The sequence below is a fragment of the Streptomyces sp. NPDC057697 genome, from assembly GCF_042799335.1.
GTDB lineage: Bacteria > Actinomycetota > Actinomycetes > Streptomycetales > Streptomycetaceae > Streptomyces.
This window is the reverse complement of the sequence record NZ_JBHVJA010000002.1, coordinates 105,092-125,000: the sequence shown is the minus strand read 5'-3', so window position 1 is coordinate 125,000 and position 19,909 is coordinate 105,092. Positions and strand designations below refer to the sequence as shown.

Below are 19,909 nucleotides of genomic sequence, written 5' to 3'. Positions count from 1 at the left end.
GTCTGAACGGGTCCGGGGAGAGCCGGCCGGATCACGGGGATCCGGCCGGCCAACCCGTCAGACCTCTTCGACGCTGCTCGGCTCGCGCCGGGACAGGTCGATACCGAGCTCCTCCGCCGCGCGGAAGACGTCCTCGTCCGTGTCGCGCATCTCGATGGACATGCCGTCCGAGGACAGCACCTCCACGTTGAGGCAGAGCGACTGCATTTCCTTGATGAGCACCTTGAAGGACTCGGGGATGCCGGGCTCGGGGATGTTCTCGCCCTTGACGATGGCCTCGTAGACCTTCACGCGGCCGGTGACGTCGTCGGACTTGATCGTCAGGAGCTCCTGGAGGGCGTATGCGGCGCCGTAAGCCTCAAGGGCCCACACCTCCATCTCACCGAATCGCTGACCACCGAACTGGGCCTTACCACCCAGCGGCTGCTGGGTGATCATGGAGTACGGACCCGTCGAACGCGCGTGCAGCTTGTCGTCGACGAGGTGGTGCAGCTTGAGGATGTACATGTAGCCGACCGAGACCGGGTCCGGGAACGGCTCGCCGGAGCGGCCGTCGAACAGCTTGGCCTTGCCGGAGGGCTGCACCAGGCGGTCGCCGTCGCGGTTCGGGATCGTGGCCTCGAAGAGACCGGAGATCTCGTCCTCGCGCGCACCGTCGAAGACGGGGGTGGCGACGTTGGTGCCGGGGGCGACCTGGTCGGCGCCGATGGCCTGCAGGCGCTTGGCCCACTCGTCACCGAGGCCGGAGACGTCCCAGCCGCGGCTGGCGAGCCAGCCGAGGTGGATCTCCAGGACCTGTCCCGGGTTCATTCGGGACGGGACACCCAGCGGGTTGAGGATGATGTCGACCGGGGTGCCGTCCTCCAGGAACGGCATGTCCTCGATCGGCAGGATCTTCGAGATGACGCCCTTGTTGCCGTGACGGCCGGCGAGCTTGTCACCGTCGGTGATCTTGCGCTTCTGCGCGACGTAGACGCGGACCAGCTGGTTCACGCCCGGCGGCAGCTCGTCGCCCTCTTCGCGGTCGAAGACGCGGACGCCGATGACCTTGCCGATCTCGCCGTGCGGCACCTTCAGCGAGGTGTCGCGCACCTCGCGCGCCTTCTCACCGAAGATCGCGCGGAGCAGGCGCTCCTCGGGGGTCAGCTCGGTCTCGCCCTTGGGCGTGACCTTGCCGACGAGGATGTCACCGGCGACGACCTCGGCACCGATACGGATGATGCCGCGCTCGTCGAGGTCGGCGAGGACCTCCTCGGAGACGTTCGGGATGTCCCGGGTGATCTCCTCCGGGCCGAGCTTGGTGTCACGGGCGTCGACCTCGTGCTCCTCGATGTGGATCGAAGAGAGGACGTCGTCCTGCACGAGGCGCTGCGACAGGATGATCGCGTCCTCGTAGTTGTGACCCTCCCACGGCATGAACGCCACGAGCAGGTTCTTGCCGAGGGCCATCTCACCGAACTCGGTGGCCGGACCGTCGGCGAGGACCTGGTCGGCGACGACCCGGTCGCCCTCGGAGACGACGACCTTCTGGTTGACCGAGGTGCCCTGGTTGGAGCGCATGAACTTGGCGATGCGGTACGTGGTGTACGTGCCGTCGTCGTTGGTGACGGTGATGTAGTCCGCGGAGACCTCCTGGACCACACCGTCCTTCTCGGCCTTGAGCACGTCACCGGCGTCGGTGGCGCAGCGGTACTCCATGCCGGTGCCGACGAGCGGGGCCTCCGACTTGATGAGCGGCACCGCCTGCCTCATCATGTTCGCGCCCATGAGGGCACGGTTGGCGTCGTCGTGCTCCAGGAAGGGGATCATCGCGGTGGCGACGGACACCATCTGGCGCGGCGAGACGTCCATGTAGTCGACGTCGGTGCCGGGGACGTAGTCGACCTCGCCGCCACGGCGGCGGACCAGCACGCGGGACTCGGCGAACCGGAGCTCGTCGGTCAGCGGCGCGTTGGCCTGCGCGATGACGAAGCGGTCCTCCTCGTCGGCGGTCAGGTAGTCGACCTCGTCGGTGACCTGGTCGTCGACGACCTTGCGGTACGGCGTCTCGATGAAGCCGAACGCGTTGATCCGGCCGTAGGAGGCCAGCGAGCCGATCAGACCGATGTTCGGTCCTTCCGGCGTCTCGATCGGACACATGCGGCCGTAGTGCGAGGGGTGCACGTCACGGACTTCGAAGCCGGCCCGCTCACGGGAGAGACCACCGGGGCCCAGCGCGTTGAGACGGCGCTTGTGCGTCAGGCCGGACAGCGGGTTGTTCTGGTCCATGAACTGGGACAGCTGGCTGGTGCCGAAGAACTCCTTGATGGAGGCGACGACCGGCCGGATGTTGATCAGGGTCTGCGGCGTGATCGCCTCGACGTCCTGAGTGGTCATGCGCTCGCGCACGACGCGTTCCATGCGGGCGAGACCCGTACGGACCTGGTTCTGGATCAGCTCGCCGACGTTGCGGATACGACGGTTGCCGAAGTGGTCGATGTCGTCGGTCTCGACCATGATCGAGCGGCCGGACTCGCCGACCGTCTCGGTCTCACCGGCGTGCAGCTTGACCAGGTACTTGATCGTCGCGATGACGTCGTCGCTGGTGAGCACACCGGCGTCGAGCGGCTCGTCGGCGCCGAGCTTCTTGTTCACCTTGTAGCGGCCGACCTTCGCGAGGTCGTAGCGCTTCGGGTTGAAGTAGAGGTTCTCCAGCAGCGTCTGAGCGGCCTCACGGGTGGGCGGCTCGCCCGGACGGAGCTTGCGGTAGATGTCGAGCAGCGCGTCGTCCTGGCCCTGGGTGTGGTCCTTCTCCAGGGTGGCGCGCATGGACTCGTACTCGCCGAACTCCTCAAGGATCTGCTCGGTCGTCCAGCCGAGAGCCTTCAGGAGAACGGTGACGGACTGCTTGCGCTTGCGGTCGATGCGGACACCGACCATGTCGCGCTTGTCGATCTCCATCTCCAGCCAGGCACCCCGGGAGGGGATGATCTTGGCGGAGAAGATGTCCTTGTCGGACGTCTTGTCGATGGAGGAGTCGAAGTAGACACCCGGCGAGCGGACCAGCTGCGACACGACGACACGCTCGGTGCCGTTGATGACGAAGGTGCCCTTGTTGGTCATGAGCGGGAAGTCGCCCATGAAGACCGTCTGGGACTTGATCTCGCCGGTCTCGTTGTTGGTGAACTCGGCGGTGACGAAGAGCGGGGCGGCGAACGTGAAGTCGCGCTCCTTGCACTCGTCGATCGAGTTCTTCGGGGGCTCGAAGCGGTGGTCGCGGAAAGTCAGCGACATCGACCCGGAGAAGTCCTCGATCGGCGAGATCTCCTCGAAGATCTCTTCCAGGCCGGACTTGGTCGGGACGTTTTGCCCGCTGTCCAGAGCAGCCTCGACGCGAGCCTTCCACGCGGCATTGCCGAGGAGCCAGTCAAAGCTCTCGGTCTGCAGCGCGAGGAGGTTCGGAACCTCGAGGGGCTCCTTGATCTTTGCAAAGGAGATGCGCAGCGGGGCGGTGCTGGCACCGTTGTTCGTATTCGCGGTCGAGGCGTTGCGCGAGGCGGCCAAGAGGGGGTCCTTCCGAGGGCTCGGACTCACTACGCGCGTACCGGTCCCAAGCCGGACACGGAGACAGTCGGTTCCTGATTCGACCGGAAAAGGCCAGGTCAGAGACGATCAGTCATCGGTGCTCAAGCGAGGGCATGCCCCTGGTGACGGGCAGGAGGCAGCTAACAGGCAGCGCAAAGGGTCAGTGTAGCCAAACGGCACACTGATGTCCAGTCGGGGTTCTCAGAGACCCACGTTGCTCTCAACAGCTCTTCTCAACACCTATGGCTAGCCCTTGCGCGTGGTGCGCTCTTCTTTACTGCCCGCTTCGCCCACGATCCATGCCTCGGATTCGGATCGATGTGACGACGCGTCCTGAGAATTGCGCGCCGCGTGCGGTTCGTCAAGGCCCCCCTGCGGGGACGGAGCCCCGAGGTCCTCGCCCGACGGCCTCCCGGCGCCGGTCGGCCGCCCCTGAGAGGCAACGGCGATGATCACCATACTCGTCGCCACGGGAAGAGCAAGGCAGCCGCCTCGGGTACGCCGAAGGGCGACCACCCGGATGGGTGATCGCCCTTCGTCAGATGACGTCCGTGCCGTGCGGCACGGGGCGCCAGGAGGAGTCAGCGGACTCCTTGAGTCACTTGACCTCGACGGAAGCGCCGGCGGCCTTGAGGGACTCGGCAGCCTTCTCGGCGGCCTCCTTGGCGACCTTCTCGAGGACCGGCTTCGGGGTGCCGTCGACGAGGTCCTTGGCCTCCTTCAGACCCAGCGAGGTCAGCTCACGCACGACCTTGATGACCTGGATCTTCTTCTCGCCGGCGCCGGTGAGGATGACGTCGAACTCGTCCTTCTCCTCGACGGCCTCGGCAGCGGCACCCGGGCCGGCCGGGCCGGCGACGGCGACGGCCGCGGCGGCGGTGACGTCGAACTTCTCCTCGAAGGCCTTCACGAACTCGGAGAGCTCGATGAGGGTCATCTCTTCGAACTGCGCGAGCAGGTCGTCCTGGGACAGCTTCGCCATGATGGCGTCCTTCCACTAATTCGGCAGGTGCCGGATGTACATGTAGGCGGGCGTACGTTCGGCCCGCTGCGACCGTCTCCCTGGTGGGCGGCGGTCATTGCGCGAGCCGAGTTACTCGGCACCGCCCTGCTCTTCGAGCTTGACGCGAAGCGCCTCCGCGGTGCGGACGAACTTCGACGGCAGCGCCTGGAGGAGCGAAGCAGTCTGGGACTGCTTGCCCTTGAAGGCACCGGCCAGCTTGCTGAGCAGAACCTCGCGGGACTCGAGGTCCGCAAGCTTCTTGATCTCATCGGCGGACAGCACCTTGCCATCAAGGACACCGCCCTTGATGATCAGGTTCGGGTTCTCCTTGGCGAAGTCACGAAGACCCTTCGCCGACTCCACCGGGTCACCGGTGATGAAGGCAACCGCCGTCGGACCAGTGAACTGGTCGTCCAGCGAAGTGATCCCGGCCTCGTTGGCCGCAATCTTGGTCAGCGTGTTCTTCACCACGGCGTACTGGGCGTTCTCACCGAGCGAACGACGCAGCGTCTTGAGCTGCGCCACGGTGAGACCCCGGTACTCGGTCAGCACGGCGGCGTTCGAGCTGCGGAACTGGTCCGCGAGCTCGGCTACCGCGGCAGCCTTGTCGGGCCTTGCCATGAGCGTCGGCCTCCTTCCGGGTGATGAGGACCGCTCAGAAGGGGCCGGGAAAGACGAAACGCCCCGGCGCAGGCGCCAGGGCGTAGCTCGACCGAACGAAGTCCGGGAGCTTTCCACAGTCACCTGCGCAGGTCGCCCGTACTCAACGGATCCTTCGGTCACTGTCCCTCTTGCGAGAGCACAGCAACGACCAGCGGTCTTTGGCTTCTGTAGGAGAGTACGCGACCGGGGTCGCGCCGAGCAAATCCGTCCTCCGCGGGGCGGAGCGGGCCGTCAGGAGGCGCCCGCGCCCGCCGCCTGCTGCTGCTTCAGCAGCTCGGCGAAGTCGACCGTGTCACCGGCCGGGGGCTGCTCGACCGAGACCTTGGTCCCGTAGTCGCTGTAGTAGATCGTCGAGTTGAGCTCGCCGGTCTTCATCTGGCCGCGCTCGGTCTTCTTGACCAGCAGGTCGTTGTCGTCGACCCAGATGTCGACCGTCTCCGTGGTGATACCGGCGTCGTTGAGCTGCTTCTTCAGCTGCTCCAGCTGGCCGGCGTCGAGCTCGGAGTTCTTCGCGGTCAGGGAGGCGACGTCGACGGTGCCGGAGTAGTGCGTGGCGGAGACGCCCCGGACGTCCTCCTTGCCGACCTTCTTCACGTCCCCGGAGGCCAGCAGCGACTTCACGCCCTGGTCGGGGGTGGTGTTCTGCATCTGCTGCTTCATCGCCTCGCCGGAGGCGCCCGCCAGCTTGGCGAGGTCGGTGTAGCCGTAGCTGATCCAGTGCTTGCCGCCGGTCTGCTTCGCGAAGCCGTCGCCCATGTTGACGACGTAGCCGTCCTTGAAGTACCTGGCCTGCATGGTGCCGGTGCCGCCGGTCTGCTTCATGGCGTCGGCCATGCTGCCGCCGGTGTACGTGATCTCCATGGCGCCGGTGAGACCGTCGGTCCAGTCGATGGCGCCGGTCTGCTTCATGGACATCTGGGTGCCCATCTGGGTGGTGCCCTCGACCTTGGCCGACTTCTCCCCACCGGTCTTCTTCTGCACACTGAGCAGCGCGGCGATCGGGTCGGCCTTCACGACGTCGCCGCCGCGGTTGTCGCTCTTGCCGCCGTCCGATCCGCTGCACGCCGCCACCGACGTCAGCGCCGCCGCCACCGCGACCGACAGACTCACGCGTCGTACGGTACTGGTCCTCATGTCCGCTTCCACCCCTCGTTCGGCTCCGTCGGTGCCTCACGCTAACGCACGGCTCCGACACCGCCCCGGCAATACGGATACAAGGACGGGCCCCGCACCTCGAAAGGTTGCGGGGCCCGAACATGTCACACGTGACGCGGCTTGCTGCCGAGCGCGGGGGCTCAGACGGCGGCCGGGTCCTCCTCGACGAGGAGGTTACGGGTGCGGTTGGCGTCCAGCGGGATGCCGGGGCCCATCGTGGTGGCCAGGGTGGCCTTCTTGATGTAGCGGCCCTTGGCGGCGGACGGCTTCAGACGGAGGATCTCCTCCAGCGCCGCTGCGTAGTTCTCCACCAGCTTGGTGTCGTCGAACGACGTCTTGCCGATGATGAAGTGCAGGTTCGAGTGCTTGTCGACGCGGAACTCGATCTTGCCGCCCTTGATGTCGTTGACGGCCTTCACGACATCGGGGGTGACGGTGCCGGTCTTCGGGTTCGGCATCAGACCACGCGGACCGAGCACCCGGCCGAGGCGGCCGACCTTGCCCATGAGGTCCGGAGTGGCGACGACGGCGTCGAAGTCCAGACGGCCCTTCGCCACCTCGTCGATGAGCTCGTCGGCGCCGACGATGTCGGCTCCAGCGGCTTCCGCGGCCGCAGCACGGTCACCGGTCGCGAAGACCAGGACCCGGGCGGTCTTGCCGGTGCCGTGCGGGAGGTTCACGGTGCCACGGACCATCTGGTCGGCCTTGCGCGGGTCGACACCCAGGCAGAACGCGACCTCGACGGTGCCGTCGAACTTGGTGGAGGCGGTGTCCTTGGCGAGACGGACGGCCTCGAGCGGCGCGTAGTTGCGCGACCGGTCGACCTTGGCGTCCGCAGCGCGGAGGTTCTTGCTGCGCTTCACTTCTACTCCTGTGGGTTTCAGGGTGTGGAGTCGTGGTGCGGGCCAGCGCTTGGCCCTACCACTGGGGATGTGAGGGGCTGAATCAGCCTTCGACCGTGATGCCCATGGAACGGGCGGTGCCAGCGATGATCTTCGACGCGGCGTCGAGGTCGTTGGCGTTCAGGTCGGGGAGCTTCGTCGTGGCGATCTCACGGACCTGGGCAGCCGTCAGCTTGGCGACCTTGGTCTTGTGCGGCTCGCCGGAGCCCTTCTCCACGCCCGCGGCCTTGAGGATCAGCTTCGCGGCCGGCGGAGTCTTGGTGACGAAGGTGAAGGAACGGTCCTCGTAGACCGTGATCTCCACCGGCACGACCATGCCACGCTGCGACTCGGTCGCGGCGTTGTAGGCCTTGCAGAATTCCATGATGTTGACGCCGTGCTGGCCGAGCGCGGGGCCGACCGGCGGGGCCGGGTTGGCCGCACCGGCGTTGATCTGGAGCTTGATAAGCCCCGTGACCTTCTTCTTCTTGGGAGGCATTGCTCTCTCCGGGTCCTAGTGAGAGTGTTTCGCCGCCGTCCGATCATCCGGATGGAGGCATACCGCACAACGATAACGGGTATAGCTGCGCGACCAAAAACCGAGCAGGTCAGACGGGCTTCTCAGCCGGTCTGACCTGCTCGGTAGGCATGTGTCCAGAAACTGGCGGGAAGCCGCTAGTTCTTCTGGATCTGGTCGAAGCTGAGCTCGACCGGGGTCTCGCGGCCGAAGATCTCCACGAGACCCTTGACCTTCTTCGAGTCGGCGTTGATCTCGTTGATCGTCGCCTGGAGCGTGGCGAACGGGCCGTCGGTGACGGTGACCGAGTCGCCCACCTCGAAGTCGAGCACCTGGACCTCGACCTTGCGGGCCGGAGCCGGCTTGCCCTCGGCCTCTGCGGCCTCGCGGGCGGCCTTCTCCTCGGCCTCCGGGGCGAGCATCTTGACGATCTCGTCCAGGGTCAGCGGGTACGGGTCGTAGGCGTTGCCCACGAAGCCGGTGACGCCGGGGGTGTTGCGGACGACGCCCCAGGACTCGTTCGTCAGGTCCATGCGCACCAGGACGTAGCCCGGGAGCTTGTTCTGACGGACGTTCTTGCGCTCGCCGTTCTTGATCTGGACGATCTCTTCCTCGGGCACTTCGGCCTGGTAGATGAAGTCCTCGACGTTGAGCGAGACGGCGCGCTGCTCCAGGTTGGCCTTCACACGCTTCTCGTAGCCGGCGTACGTGTGGATGACGTACCACTCGCCGGGAAGGCCGCGCAGCTCGTCACGGAGGGCGGTGACGGCGTCGACGGGGGCGGCCGGCTCGGCCTCCTCCTCGTTCTCGTCGCTCCCGGACTCGGCGTCGGCCTCGGCGGCCTCTTCCTCGTCCTCGGCGTGCACGGCGGCCTGCTCGGCGGGCTCGCCCGCGGCGGCGTCGGCAGCTTCGGCCTGGTCCGGGTCCTCGGCGTCCGCCGCCTCGACGATGTCGAGCTCGTCCTCGGCGGACTCGAAGGCGCCCGCCGTCGGCTCGACGGCGTCGTTCAGGTTCGGGTCAGACACGGTGGCTGCTTCTTCCTGGATACAAATGGGTGGAACATGCGAAAGGGGCGCCCATGAGGCGCCCTCCGCGGGATCAGCCGAAGACGTACTTGATGACCCGCTGGAATCCGAAGTCAATCACGGTAACCAGACCGATCATGACGACGACGAAGACAATCACCACTGTGGTGTAAGTCGTCAGCTGGCTGCGAGTCGGCCAGACGACCTTGCGCAACTCGGCGACGATCTGGCGGTAGAACAGCGCGAGACGGCCGAGAGGGCCCTTCTTTCCGCGCTTGCCGCCCTTCCGGGTCTTCTTCTTCGACTCGGGTACTTCATCCTCGGCATCAGGCATGTCGATGGAGCCCACGGCGTCCGTCACGCTTCTCACCTGATTCCGGGTCGTGGCCGTGCCGCGCCCGGTGGAGCCGCACGGCGGTGCATTGAAGTACGTACATGCGCACACATCCTGGCGAAGGAGTGTGTAGCAGGGCCGGAGGGACTTGAACCCCCAACCGCTGGTTTTGGAGACCAGTGCTCTACCAATTGAGCTACGACCCTTTGTGGTTTCCACCAACCTACCGCATCTTCCCGGATGGTCCCGGTGCAGGAACGGTGCGGCTGGTGAAGGCCAACGACAGGTGAGTGTACGTGTTCAGCGGCCCGGCGTCGAACAGATAGCTCCCGACAACTCCTGGTCGCATCTTGTCCGCATGCTGTCCGAGTCGTGTCCGGTCCCTGGAACCCCTGCGCCGACCGGGGTCACATTCTGGGACCATGGGGGTCATGAGCGCTGCAATCCCCCCCTCCGAGCGCCGGGTCTCCGCCCGCGTCGGTGCGATCTCCGAATCCGCCACTCTCGCCGTCGACGCCAAGGCCAAGGCCCTCAAGGCCGCCGGTCGTCCGGTGATCGGCTTCGGTGCCGGTGAGCCCGACTTCCCGACCCCCGGCTACATCGTCGACGCCGCGGTCGAGGCCTGCCGCAACCCGAAGTACCACCGCTACACCCCGGCAGGAGGGCTTCCGGAGCTCAAGGCCGCCATCGCGGAGAAGACGCTGCGCGACTCCGGCTACGCGGTCGACGCCTCGCAGATCCTCGTGACCAACGGCGGCAAGCAGGCCATCTACGAGGCGTTCGCCGCGATCCTCGACCCGGGCGACGAGGTCATCGTCCCCGCCCCGTACTGGACCACCTACCCCGAGTCGATCCGGCTGGCCGGCGGGGTCCCGGTGGAGGTCGTGGCCGACGAGACCACCGGCTACCGGGTCTCCGTCGAGCAGCTGGAGGCGGCGCGCACCGAGCGCACGAAGGTCGTCCTGTTCGTCTCGCCGTCGAACCCCACCGGCGCGGTGTACAGCGAGGCCGACGCCGAGGCGATCGGCCGCTGGGCCGTCGAGCACGGCCTGTGGGTGCTGACCGACGAGATCTACGAGCACCTGGTCTACGGCGACGCGAAGTTCACCTCGCTGCCCGCGATCGTGCCCGAGCTGCGCGACAGGTGCGTCGTGGTCAACGGCGTCGCCAAGACGTACGCGATGACCGGCTGGCGGGTGGGCTGGCTCATCGGCCCGAAGGACGTCGTCAAGGCCGCGACCAACCTCCAGTCGCACGCCACGTCCAACGTCTCCAACGTGGCCCAGGTCGCCGCGCTGGCCGCCGTCTCCGGGAACCTGGACGCGGTCGCCGAGATGCGCACGGCCTTCGACCGGCGGCGCCGGACCATCGTCCGGATGCTCGACGAGATCGACGGGGTGCTGTGCCCGGAGCCCGAGGGCGCGTTCTACGCGTACCCCTCGGTGAAGGAGCTGCTCGGCAAGGAGATCCGCGGCAGGCGCCCGGCCACCTCGGTCGAGCTGGCGGCGCTGATCCTGGACGAGGCCGAGGTCGCGGTCGTACCGGGCGAGGCCTTCGGCACGCCGGGCTATCTCCGCCTCTCGTACGCCCTGGGCGACGACGACCTGGTCGAGGGTGTCTCGCGGCTCCAGAAGCTGCTGGGCGAGGCCAGGGCGTAGGACGTTCCGCACGGTCCGCGGCGACCCCCGGCCCCGGCCGGGGGTCGCTTCTCTGTTCGGTGGTCAACTCGATGGGGAAAGCGGCTACCGCTCGGCCCCCCGGGTGCGGCAGGATCTTGGGATGGAGCGTGATGTACGGCTGTTGCCCAAGGCCCACCTGCACCTGCATTTCACCGGGTCGATGCGGCCGACGACCCTGCTCGAACTCGCCGACAAGTACGGCGTGCACCTGCCGGACGCCCTGACCGGCGGCGAACCGCCGAAGCTGCGGGCCACGGACGAGCGCGGATGGTTCCGCTTCCAGCGGCTCTACGACATCGCCCGGTCCTGTCTCCGGGCCCCCGAGGACATCCAGCGGCTGGTGCGCGAGGCGGCCCAGGAGGACGTCGCGGACGGCTCCGGCTGGATGGAGATCCAGGTCGACCCCACGTCGTACGCCCCGCTGCTCGGCGGGCTGATCCCGGCGATCGAGATCATCCTGGACGCGGTCGACGGCGCCTCGCGCGAGACCGGGCTGCCGATCCGGGTGGTGATCGCCGCGAACCGGATGAAGCACCCGCTGGACGCCCGTACGCTCGCCCGGCTCGCGGTGCGGTACGTGGACCGGGGCGTGGTCGGTTTCGGGCTCTCCAACGACGAGCGCCGCGGGATGGCCCGGGACTTCGACCGGGCCTTCGCCATCGCCCGCGAGGGCGGTCTGCTGGCGGCGCCGCACGGCGGCGAGCTGTCCGGCCCGGCCAGCGTGCGGGACTGCCTGGACGATCTCGACGCGGCCCGGATCGGGCACGGTGTCCGGGCCGCCGAGGACCCCCGGCTGCTGCGCAGGCTGGCGGAGCGCGGGGTGACCTGCGAGGTCTGCCCGTCGTCGAACGTGGCGCTGGGCGTCTACGAGAAGCCGGCCGACGTGCCCCTGCGCACGCTCTTCGAGGCCGGGGTGCCGATGGCGCTGGGCGCGGACGACCCGCTGCTCTTCGGCTCCCGGCTGGCCGCGCAGTACGACCTCGTACGGCGCCATCACGGGTTCACGGACGCGGAGCTGGCGGAGCTGGCCCGGCAGTCGGTCCGGGGCTCCGCCGCCCCGGACCAGGTCCGGGCGGAGCTCCTGGCGGGCGTCGACGACTGGCTGGCGAAGCCCGCGGGCTAGGGGCTGTCTTCGAAGTGCCGTCGTCCGGCCACAGGCCGGGCCGCGCGGTGTCCGGTGCGTGCGAGCGCAGGGCGAGGACGACTCCGACAGCGCGGCGGGCGTGCGTGCCGGACAGCGCACGGCAGGCGGCGGTTCGAAGACGGGTCCCTGCGCGGGTCGCGCGGGGGGCTTACGCGCCGATGCCCCGGGTCAGCGTCCTCGCCAGGGACGCGGCGAACTCGGCGAGGGGCTGCGGCGGGGTGCCGTCCGCCGTGGCCTCGTAGGCGAAGGCCCGCTGCGCGCAGGCTCCCAGCAGCAGCGAGGCGGCCGCGTAGGTGTCCGCGTCGGCCCGCACCCGGCCGGCCGCCCGTTCGGAGCGCAGATAGGCGTCGACGCCGCGGATGGGCATGTGCGGACCGGTGCCGAGCTCCCTCATCGCCTCGTTGTGGCGCTCCCTGAGCCGGGGTTCGGCATACAGCGAGGCGGCGATCGGGAAACTCTGCTCGTAGAAGAGCGCGGCCTGGCGGGCGATCTCGGTGAGGTTCTGCTCGACGGTGCGCTCCCCCGCCCCCGGGGAGACGATGAGCCGTTTCAGCAGCGGGTCGAGCCGGGGCAGCCGCTCCTTGAGCACGGCCACGAACAGCTCCTCCTTGCTCGCGAAGTGCTTGTAGAGCGCGGCCTCGGAGCAGCCCGCGGCTCGGGCGATCTCCTTGGTGGTGGCGCGGGCCAGGCCGATGGTGAGCATCAGCCGATGGGCGGCGTCGACGATGCGGACGCGGGCCGGCTTCTGCTCCATGCGCACTCCAACGAAGCTTGACGAGGTGGTGAGTATCCACTCACTCTATGGGTGAGTGAGTACTTACCCACCCTGGGAGGGTGCGCAATGAGGATCACGGTGTTCGGTGCCACGGGAGGCGTCGGTCGGGAGATCGTGCGCCAGGCGGTGTCGGCGGGCCATGAGGTGACGGCGGTGGTCCGCGACCCGGCACGGCTGCCCGTCCCGCTCTCGGGCCTACGGGTCCATCAGGTCGCGCGCGTGGACGAGCCGGAGGCGCTGCGCGAGGCGGTGGCGGGCCGGGACGCGGTGCTCTCCGCGCTCGGCTCGCGCGGCCGGAGGGCGGACGGGGTCGCCGAGCGGCTCACCGGTTCGGTGCTGACGGCGATGGAGGCCGAGGGGGTGCGGCGGCTGGTGGTGGTCAGCGCGGCACCGGTCGGCCCCCGCCCGGCCGACGAACCGCTGCTGGACCGGCTGGTGCGCAAGGTGGTCGGGGCGGTCCTGAAGGAGGTCTACGCGGACCTGACGCGGATGGAGGCCGCGCTGGCGCGGAGCACGGCGGACTGGACGTCCGTACGGCCGCCGAAGCTCACCGACGGGCCGCTGACGGGGAAGTACCGCACGGTCGTCGGGGGCACCCCGCGCAGCGGCCGCACCCTGTCCCGCGCCGACGTGGCCCACGCGATGCTGGCGCTGGTCGACGACCGGGCGTCGGTGAGGCAGGGCGTGGGCGTGGCGTACTGAGCGGGCGGACCGCGCCCGGCTTCCACAGGGGCGGGTGGCTCCAGGGCCTGTTCTAGAGGGTCACGCCGACTGTGACGGGTTCGTTGACCAGCGTGACGCCGAATGCCTCGTGGACCCCGGCGACGACCTCGCGGGCGAGCGCGAGGAGGTCCTCGGTGGTCGCCTCGCCCCGGTTGGTGAGGGCGAGGGTGTGCTTGGTGGAGATGCGGGCGGGGCCGGTGCCGTACCCCTTGGTGAAACCGGCCTTGTCGATGAGCCAGGCCGCCGAGGTCTTGACGCGTCCCCCGTCCGCGGGGAAGGCGGGGGGCGTCGTCCCGGGGCCGAGCCGGTCCTCGGCGCGGGCGAGGAAGGCCGCGTACTCGGTCTCGTCCAGGATCGGGTTGGTGAAGAAGGAGCCCGCCGACCAGGAGTCGTGGTCCTCCGGGTCGAGCACCATGCCCTTGCCCGCGCGGAGCCCGAGCACCGTCGCGCGGGCGGCCGCCGCGGGCACGCGCTCGCCCTGCTCGACGCCCATGGCACGGGCCGTCTCGGCGTACCGCAGCGGCGCGGACAGCCCGCCCGCGTCCTCCAGCTCGAAACGGACCCGCAGCACCACGAAACGGTCGGGTTCGGCCTTGAAACGACTGTGCCGGTACGAGAACGCGCAGTCGGCGTTCGGGATCGTGACCGTTTCCCCGGCGCGCCGGTCGTAGGCGACGACCTCCGTGATGGTGGAGGAGACCTCCTGGCCGTACGCGCCGACGTTCTGGATCGGTGTCGCGCCCGCCGAGCCCGGGATTCCGGCGAGGCACTCGATGCCCGCGAGGCCGGCTTCGACGGTGCGGGCCACCGCGTCCGTCCAGGTCTCGCCCGCGGCGAGCTCCAGCGTCGTGCCGTTCAGCGCGAAGCCCTCGGTCGCGATGTGCAGGGCGGTGCCGTCGAAGCCCTTGTCGCCGATGACCAGGTTGCTGCCGCCGCCGATGACGAGGAGCGGGGTGCCGTTCCCGTCGGCCTCGCGCACGGCTTCGATCACCTCGGCGTCGGTGGTCGCCGTGAGGAGGCGGGTGGCGGGGCCGCCCAGCCGGAAGGTGGTCAGGGGGGCGAGGGGCGCGTCATGGAGTTCCTGCACGGAAACAAGGGTACGGTCCGCGCCCCCGCCGCTCGGGCAGGGCACGGACCGTACCCGTGGCACCGCGGCGCTCAGGCGGCGACGGGGGCGCGCTCCCCGGCCGCCGCGGGCTCCGGGGCAGGGGTGGCGCGGCGGCCGGGTATCAGCAGGGCGACGAGGGCGGCCAGGCCCACCGCCGCGGCGCCGATCCAGACCGCCGGAACGGTCCCGTCCGTGAAGGACCGCGCGGAGTCGAAGCCGCCGTGCGAGGAGAAGACCGTGGCGAGCACGGCGACCCCGAGGGTTCCGCCGACCTCGCGCAGGGCGTTGTTGGTCCCGGAGGCGATGCCCTGCTCCTCCGGGCGGACGCTGGACATCACGATGCTGGCGGCGGGTGCGAAGTACAGGGCCATGCCGACCCCGCCGACGATCAGTCCGGGCAGCTGCGAGGCGTACGAGGCATCGGGCGCGATGATCATCGCGAAGAACGCCAGTCCGGCCGCCTGGAGGGCGAGTCCGGCCACGACCACCGGGCGGCCGCCGAACCGGTCGGAGAGCATCCCCGCGACGGGGGCGACGAGCATCGGCATCCCGGTCCACGGCAGCATCCGCAGGCCTGCCTCGGTGGGCGAGTACCCCAGCACGCCCTGGAAGTACTGGCTGAGCAGGAAGATCGACCCGAACATACCCAGGAACATCAGCATGCTCGCCATGTTGATCCCGAAGAACGCCCGGTTCCGGAAGAGCCGCATGGGCAGCATGGGGCGCTTCGCGCGCAGCCCGTGCCGGACGAAACCGGCCAGGAGCACCGCGCCCGTGATCAGCGAGCCGAGGACGGTGGGGCTGGTCCAGCCGTCGGAGTCGGCGTTGACCAGTCCGTAGACGATGCCGAACAGCCCGCCGCTGACCAGGAGCGTGCCGGGGACGTCGAGCCGGGCGTCCGGCGCGTACGACTCCTTCAGGCGCAGCCGTGCCAGCGGCAGCAGGACCAGGCCGACCGGGACGTTCAGCCAGAAGATCCACTGCCAGGAGAGGTGTTCGGTGAGGCTGCCGCCGATCAGGGGGCCACTGGCCACGGCCAGTCCGGTGACGGCGCCGAAGATGCCGAGCGCGGCGCCCCGGCGGGCGGGCGGCACGGCGGCCGTGAGCAGGGTGAGCGTCAGCGGCATCATGATCGCGGCGCCCACGCCCTGGACCGCCCGGAAGGCGATCAGTTCATTGATCCCGGGCGAGAGGGCGGCCGCGGCGGAGGCGCCGGTGAAGACGGTGAGCCCGGTGAGGAAGAGCCGTCGGCGGCCGAACCTGTCGCCCAGGGACGCGCCGAGCATCAGCAGGACGGCGAAGGTGAGGGTGTAGGCGTTGACCGTCCACTCCAGCTCGGCCAGTTCGCCGCCGAGACCCTTGCGGATGGAGGGCAGTGCGGTGGTGACGACGAGGTTGTCGAGGGCCGCCATGAATCCGGCGACGCTGGTGATGACGAGGGCCCAGACCGCTGCCGAGCGGTCTGTCGTGGGCTGGTTCACTGCTCCCCCTGCGGGTTGGTTATCGCTGACTCACTTCTCCGGGCAGAAAACCGGGCGGACGCCCGGGTCGCGCCGGTCAGGTGATCGGCCTGGCCTCGTCGTAGAACCCCGACCAGACCCGGTGCCCGGCCGGGAAGCCGAACGAGGCCAGTGTGTTGATGAGCATGCCGAACGCCCAGAACGACGTCGTCTCCTCGATGTCGCCCCCCAGGGCGAGATGGATCTCGTCCCACATCTCCAGCCAGGCGGCACGCGCCGCCTCGACGAATGCGTGGTCCCCGGACGCCTCGGCGGTCGCGACGGCGGCGTAGGTCTGCATCTGCATCTGGAGCTTGTCGGGGTCCTCGACGATGAGCCGCCGGTACGCGGAGGCCATCGCCCGCACCGCCTCCTCGCCCTCAAGGCCCTCGGCGACCTCGGCGAAGACCGCGCGGGTGTCGGCGAGACACCGCTCGACGGCCGCGAGGAACATGGCCTGCTTGTTGGGGAAGAGGCGGAAGAGGTACGGCTGCGAGACGCCGACGCGTCTGGCGATCGCCTCCGTGGAGGTGCCGCTGTACCCGCCCCGGGCGAATTCGACGATCGCCGCGCGGATGACGCTCTCGCGCCGCTCTTCTGCACTCATCCTGACCATGCCGGAAAGTTAGTGCTCAATCACTAACTTGGTCAAGCGGCTCCGCCGGGTCGCGGGCGCACCGCCCGGCACGGGTGAGGGGCACGGCCCCGCGGACCGTGCCCCTCACCCGTACTGCCGGTACGGGCTCAGCCGAGCCGCACCACGGCGCGGGACATGCCCAGCACCTTCTTGCCCTCGCTCATGGCCGTGAGGTCCACCCGCACCTGCCGGTCCTCCAGCAGGGCGGCGACCTTGGCACTGACCTCGATCAGGGCGCCCTCGTCGTCGTTCGGCACGACGACCGGCTTGGTGAACCGCACGCCGTACTCGACGACCGCACCCGGGTCGCCGACCCAGTCCGTGACCACCCGGATCGCCTCGGCCATGGTGAACATGCCGTGCGCGATCACGTCCGGCAGCCCGACCTCGCGGGCGAACTTCTCGTTCCAGTGGATCGGGTTGAAGTCGCCGGAAGCGCCCGCGTACTGCACCAGCGTCGCCCGGGTCACCGGGAAGGACCGCGCCGGCAGCTCCGTACCGACCTCGACCGACTCGTATGCGACCTTCGCCGTCATCACGCCTCCTCGGCGGCGCGCGCCACCAGCTTCGTCCACGCGGTCACCACGTGTTCACCGGACTCGTCGTGGACCTCGCCGCGGACGTCCAGGATGTCGTTGCCCGCCAGGGACTTGATGGCCTCGATCGTCGAGGTGACCGTCAGCCGGTCCCCCGCCCGGACGGGGCGCGCGTAGACGAACTTCTGGTCGCCGTGCACCACCCGGCTGTAGTCCAGACCCAGCTGCGGGTCCTGGATCACCTGCCCGGCGGCCTTGAAGGTGATCGAGAAGACGAAGGTCGGCGGCGCGATCACATCGCTGTGGCCGAACTCCTTCGCGGCCTCGGGGTCGACGTACACCGGATTGCTGTCGCCCACCGCCTCGGCGAACTCTCGGATCTTCTCCCGGCCGACCTCGTACGGCGGGGTGGGCGGATAGGTCCGCCCCACGAAGGACTGGTCGAGCGCCATGAGCTCGCTACCTCCTGGATGAAAGATGAACAGGCCGAAGAACAGCCTTCATACAACGACACGAGGCCGCCCCCAATGGGGACGGCCTCGTGTACGAGCCTGTTTTTCAGCGCGTTTCGCGGTGCGCGGTGTGCGAGTTGCAGCGCGGGCAGTGCTTCTTCATCTCAAGACGGTCCGGGTTGTTACGCCGGTTCTTCTTGGTGATGTAGTTCCGCTCCTTGCACTCCACGCAGGCCAGCGTGATCTTCGGGCGGACGTCGGTGGCAGCCACGTGAGTGCTCCTTGGACGGACGGATGGACGGATGAACGCAAAAAAGAGTAGCCGATCGAAGGACCGACCCCGCAATCGGCTACCGTAAGTAGCGGTGACCGGACTTGAACCGGTGACACAGCGATTATGAGCCGCTTGCTCTACCGACTGAGCTACACCGCTTTGATGACGAGTCCCCCCGCCGAAGCGGGGTTTCCCGATCACCAGAGCCCCAATGCGGAATCGAACCGCAGACCTTCTCCTTACCATGGAGACGCTCTACCGACTGAGCTATTGGGGCGAGCGATGAAGACATTACACGGTCTGTCGCCGATCGCCCAAATCCGATTCGGGGACCCTTCCGGCGGCCTCGATCGGCGCCCCGCCGATCCCTGTGGCGACGGCCCGCGGGAGCGCCCGCGGGGCGCCTGAGCAGCGCCTCGGCCTCCTCGTGGTGCTCTGCCGCCACAGCTGTGCACCCCCGCCCCACGCGTCCCCCGGAACCACACCGGTACGACTATTCCGCTCCTCCTCGAACCCGGCCGAACACGCCCCTAGGGTCGTGCGTCTGGGACGCCGGAGCACACGGGCCCGGCCTGATCCGACCAGAAGACCCTGGGCTCGACTCACTCCGCGTGATCTTGTCCCCTTTCCCGGGAGCGCGATGCCCGACAGCCAGCCGTGGCAGCCGGACGACCACGACGCCGACGCGACCGACGGCCCCGGCACCGTCCCCCCGGCCGAGGCCGGCCCGGTGCTCTGCGGCGCCCGCCTCACCGACGGCCGCGTGGTGGACGTACGGCTCGGCGGCGGCCGCATCGAGGCCGTCGGCACGGCGGGCAGCCTGGCCACGTCCGGCCCCCGGCTGGACCTGCGCGGCTATCTGCTGCTCCCCGCCCCCGTCGAGCCCCACGCCCACAGCGACACCGCGCTCACCGCCGACGGCGCGGGACCCGGCGTCCCGGGGCCGGCGTCGCACCGCCCCGAGGACATCCGGCGCCGCACCACCGAGGCCGCCCTGCTCCAGCTCGGCCACGGCGCCACGGCGCTGCGCTCGCACGTACGGATCGGGGACGTCCAGGGCCTCGCCCCGCTCGAAGCCGCGTTGCAGGCACGCCGTTCGCTGCGCGGGCTGGCCGACCTGACCCCGGTCGCCGTGCCCCGGCTGCTCACCGGAGTCGCGGGCGCCGGCAACCTGGCCATGCTGCGCGACGCGGTGAAGATGGGGGCCGGCGCGGTCGGCGGCTGCCCGGACCTCGATCCGGACCCCGCCGGGTACACGGAGGCCGTCCTGGAGGTCGCCGCCGAGCAGGGCTGCCCGGTCGACCTGCACACGGACGGCGACGATCCGGTCCGGCTCGCCCGGCTGGCCGCCATGGCCGGAGGGCTGCGGCCCGGGGTCTCCCTCGGCCCGTGCGCCGGCCTCTCCCGACTCCCCGCGCAGGCCGCGGGCCGCGCCGCCGACCAGCTGGCCGCGGCCGGGGTGACGGTCATCTGCCTCCCCCAGGGCGGCTGCTGCGGCGCGGAGGACCGGGGCAGCGCCCCCGTACGGCTGCTGCGGGCGGCCGGGGTACGGGTCGCGGCGGGCAGCGGGGCGCTGCGGGACGTCGCGAACCCGGTGGGCCGGGGCGACCCGCTGGAGGCCGCCTATCTGCTCGCCTCTCAGCACGGACTGCCCGCGGCGGAGGCGTACGAGGCGGTGTCCTCGGCGGCCAGGGCGGCGATGGGGCTGCCCGGGGTCCGGGTCGAGGCGGGCTTCCCCGCCGAACTGCTCGCGGTGCGCGGGGAGCGGCTCTCGGGCGTGCTCTCGCTCGCCTACAGCCGGATCGTGGTGCATCGCGGACGGGTGGTGGCGCGTACGAGCGCGGTACGCGAGTACTGCGACTCGGAGACCGTCGTCGCCCTCGATCTGCCGCGCCAGGGGAGACCGGATCCGGGTCCCTGCGGCGGGCCCTGAGCGCGGC

Annotated in this window: 19 protein-coding genes and 3 tRNA genes; 4 read left to right on the top strand and 18 right to left on the bottom strand. The window is 69.4% G+C overall.

Annotated elements, in window-relative coordinates; all coding sequences use genetic code 11:
* Positions 1-57 precede the first annotated feature (57 nt).
* The 9 genes from rpoB to ACFVFH_RS05635 form a co-directional block, all read right to left on the bottom strand.
* The gene (gene rpoB, locus ACFVFH_RS05675) at positions 58-3,543 is read right to left on the bottom strand and encodes a DNA-directed RNA polymerase subunit beta (RefSeq protein WP_383763902.1); all 3,486 of its coding nucleotides are present in this window, start codon (positions 3,541-3,543) and stop codon (positions 58-60) included.
* A gap of 619 nt (positions 3,544-4,162) precedes the next feature.
* On the bottom strand, positions 4,163-4,546 hold the full coding sequence (rplL, locus tag ACFVFH_RS05670; RefSeq protein WP_032779341.1) for a 50S ribosomal protein L7/L12: 384 nt from the start codon (positions 4,544-4,546) through the stop codon (positions 4,163-4,165).
* Between the two features lie 111 nt (positions 4,547-4,657).
* Complete coding sequence (gene rplJ / locus ACFVFH_RS05665; RefSeq protein ID WP_383763900.1) at positions 4,658-5,188, bottom strand: 50S ribosomal protein L10; 531 nt, start codon at positions 5,186-5,188, stop codon at positions 4,658-4,660.
* Positions 5,189-5,461: 273 nt separating this feature from the next.
* Positions 5,462-6,364, bottom strand: a complete 903-nt coding sequence (locus ACFVFH_RS05660) for a hypothetical protein (protein WP_383763897.1) — start codon at positions 6,362-6,364, stop codon at positions 5,462-5,464.
* 161 nt (positions 6,365-6,525) lie between these two features.
* The gene (gene rplA, locus ACFVFH_RS05655) at positions 6,526-7,248 is read right to left on the bottom strand and encodes a 50S ribosomal protein L1 (RefSeq protein ID WP_093540773.1); all 723 of its coding nucleotides are present in this window, start codon (positions 7,246-7,248) and stop codon (positions 6,526-6,528) included.
* Between the two features lie 82 nt (positions 7,249-7,330).
* Complete coding sequence (gene rplK / locus ACFVFH_RS05650; protein WP_006126872.1) at positions 7,331-7,765, bottom strand: 50S ribosomal protein L11; 435 nt, start codon at positions 7,763-7,765, stop codon at positions 7,331-7,333.
* A gap of 176 nt (positions 7,766-7,941) precedes the next feature.
* Complete coding sequence (nusG, locus tag ACFVFH_RS05645) at positions 7,942-8,808, bottom strand: transcription termination/antitermination protein NusG (RefSeq protein WP_383763894.1); 867 nt, start codon at positions 8,806-8,808, stop codon at positions 7,942-7,944.
* 73 nt (positions 8,809-8,881) lie between these two features.
* Positions 8,882-9,169 (bottom strand): preprotein translocase subunit SecE, encoded by a 288-nt coding sequence (gene secE, locus ACFVFH_RS05640; RefSeq protein WP_093540775.1) that lies wholly within the window; start codon positions 9,167-9,169, stop codon positions 8,882-8,884.
* A 106-nt stretch (positions 9,170-9,275) separates the two neighbouring features.
* Positions 9,276-9,348, bottom strand: a tRNA-Trp gene (locus ACFVFH_RS05635).
* Between the two features lie 225 nt (positions 9,349-9,573).
* Between ACFVFH_RS05635 and ACFVFH_RS05630 the strand changes: the two genes are divergently transcribed.
* Entirely contained in the window at positions 9,574-10,800 is a 1,227-nt protein-coding gene (locus ACFVFH_RS05630; protein WP_383763891.1) for a pyridoxal phosphate-dependent aminotransferase, read from the top strand.
* 121 nt (positions 10,801-10,921) lie between these two features.
* A complete protein-coding gene (locus ACFVFH_RS05625; protein ID WP_383763888.1) occupies positions 10,922-11,944 on the top strand; it encodes an adenosine deaminase in 1,023 nt (340 codons plus the stop codon).
* 169 nt (positions 11,945-12,113) lie between these two features.
* On the opposite strand, the gene ACFVFH_RS05620 is transcribed toward ACFVFH_RS05625, so the two are convergent.
* Entirely contained in the window at positions 12,114-12,719 is a 606-nt protein-coding gene (locus ACFVFH_RS05620; protein ID WP_383763885.1) for a TetR/AcrR family transcriptional regulator, read from the bottom strand.
* Between the two features lie 87 nt (positions 12,720-12,806).
* Here ACFVFH_RS05620 and ACFVFH_RS05615 point away from each other — a divergent pair, with 87 nt between their 5' ends.
* Entirely contained in the window at positions 12,807-13,442 is a 636-nt protein-coding gene (locus tag ACFVFH_RS05615) for an NAD(P)-dependent oxidoreductase (RefSeq protein WP_383763882.1), read from the top strand.
* 52 nt (positions 13,443-13,494) lie between these two features.
* Here the strand turns inward: ACFVFH_RS05615 and ACFVFH_RS05610 are convergent, their stop codons facing one another.
* The 8 genes from ACFVFH_RS05610 to ACFVFH_RS05575 form a co-directional block, all read right to left on the bottom strand.
* Positions 13,495-14,625 carry a UDP-N-acetylmuramate dehydrogenase gene (locus ACFVFH_RS05610; RefSeq protein ID WP_383765547.1) on the bottom strand — a complete coding sequence of 377 codons (1,131 nt, stop codon included), beginning with the start codon at positions 14,623-14,625 and terminating at the stop codon, positions 13,495-13,497.
* On the bottom strand, positions 14,622-16,052 hold the full coding sequence (locus tag ACFVFH_RS05605) for a DHA2 family efflux MFS transporter permease subunit (protein ID WP_383763879.1): 1,431 nt from the start codon (positions 16,050-16,052) through the stop codon (positions 14,622-14,624). Before ACFVFH_RS05605 ends, ACFVFH_RS05610 begins: the two co-directional genes overlap by 4 nt.
* Positions 16,053-16,128: 76 nt before the next feature.
* On the bottom strand, positions 16,129-16,677 hold the full coding sequence (locus ACFVFH_RS05600; RefSeq protein ID WP_383765545.1) for a TetR/AcrR family transcriptional regulator: 549 nt from the start codon (positions 16,675-16,677) through the stop codon (positions 16,129-16,131).
* A gap of 137 nt (positions 16,678-16,814) precedes the next feature.
* Complete coding sequence (locus ACFVFH_RS05595) at positions 16,815-17,243, bottom strand: MaoC family dehydratase (protein WP_383763876.1); 429 nt, start codon at positions 17,241-17,243, stop codon at positions 16,815-16,817.
* Positions 17,243-17,695, bottom strand: coding sequence for a MaoC family dehydratase N-terminal domain-containing protein (locus ACFVFH_RS05590; protein ID WP_383763873.1), 453 nt, complete (start codon positions 17,693-17,695; stop codon positions 17,243-17,245). Before ACFVFH_RS05590 ends, ACFVFH_RS05595 begins: the two co-directional genes overlap by 1 nt.
* 106 nt (positions 17,696-17,801) lie before the next feature.
* Positions 17,802-17,966 (bottom strand): 50S ribosomal protein L33, encoded by a 165-nt coding sequence (gene rpmG, locus ACFVFH_RS05585; protein ID WP_003956487.1) that lies wholly within the window; start codon positions 17,964-17,966, stop codon positions 17,802-17,804.
* A gap of 89 nt (positions 17,967-18,055) precedes the next feature.
* A tRNA-Met gene (locus ACFVFH_RS05580) sits at positions 18,056-18,128 on the bottom strand.
* Positions 18,129-18,173: 45 nt separating this feature from the next.
* A tRNA-Thr gene (locus tag ACFVFH_RS05575) sits at positions 18,174-18,246 on the bottom strand.
* Positions 18,247-18,609: 363 nt separating this feature from the next.
* On the opposite strand from ACFVFH_RS05575, the gene ACFVFH_RS05570 reads away from it, so the two are divergent.
* Complete coding sequence (locus ACFVFH_RS05570) at positions 18,610-19,902, top strand: amidohydrolase family protein (RefSeq protein WP_383763870.1); 1,293 nt, start codon at positions 18,610-18,612, stop codon at positions 19,900-19,902.
* The last annotated feature ends 7 nt before the right edge of the window (positions 19,903-19,909 follow it).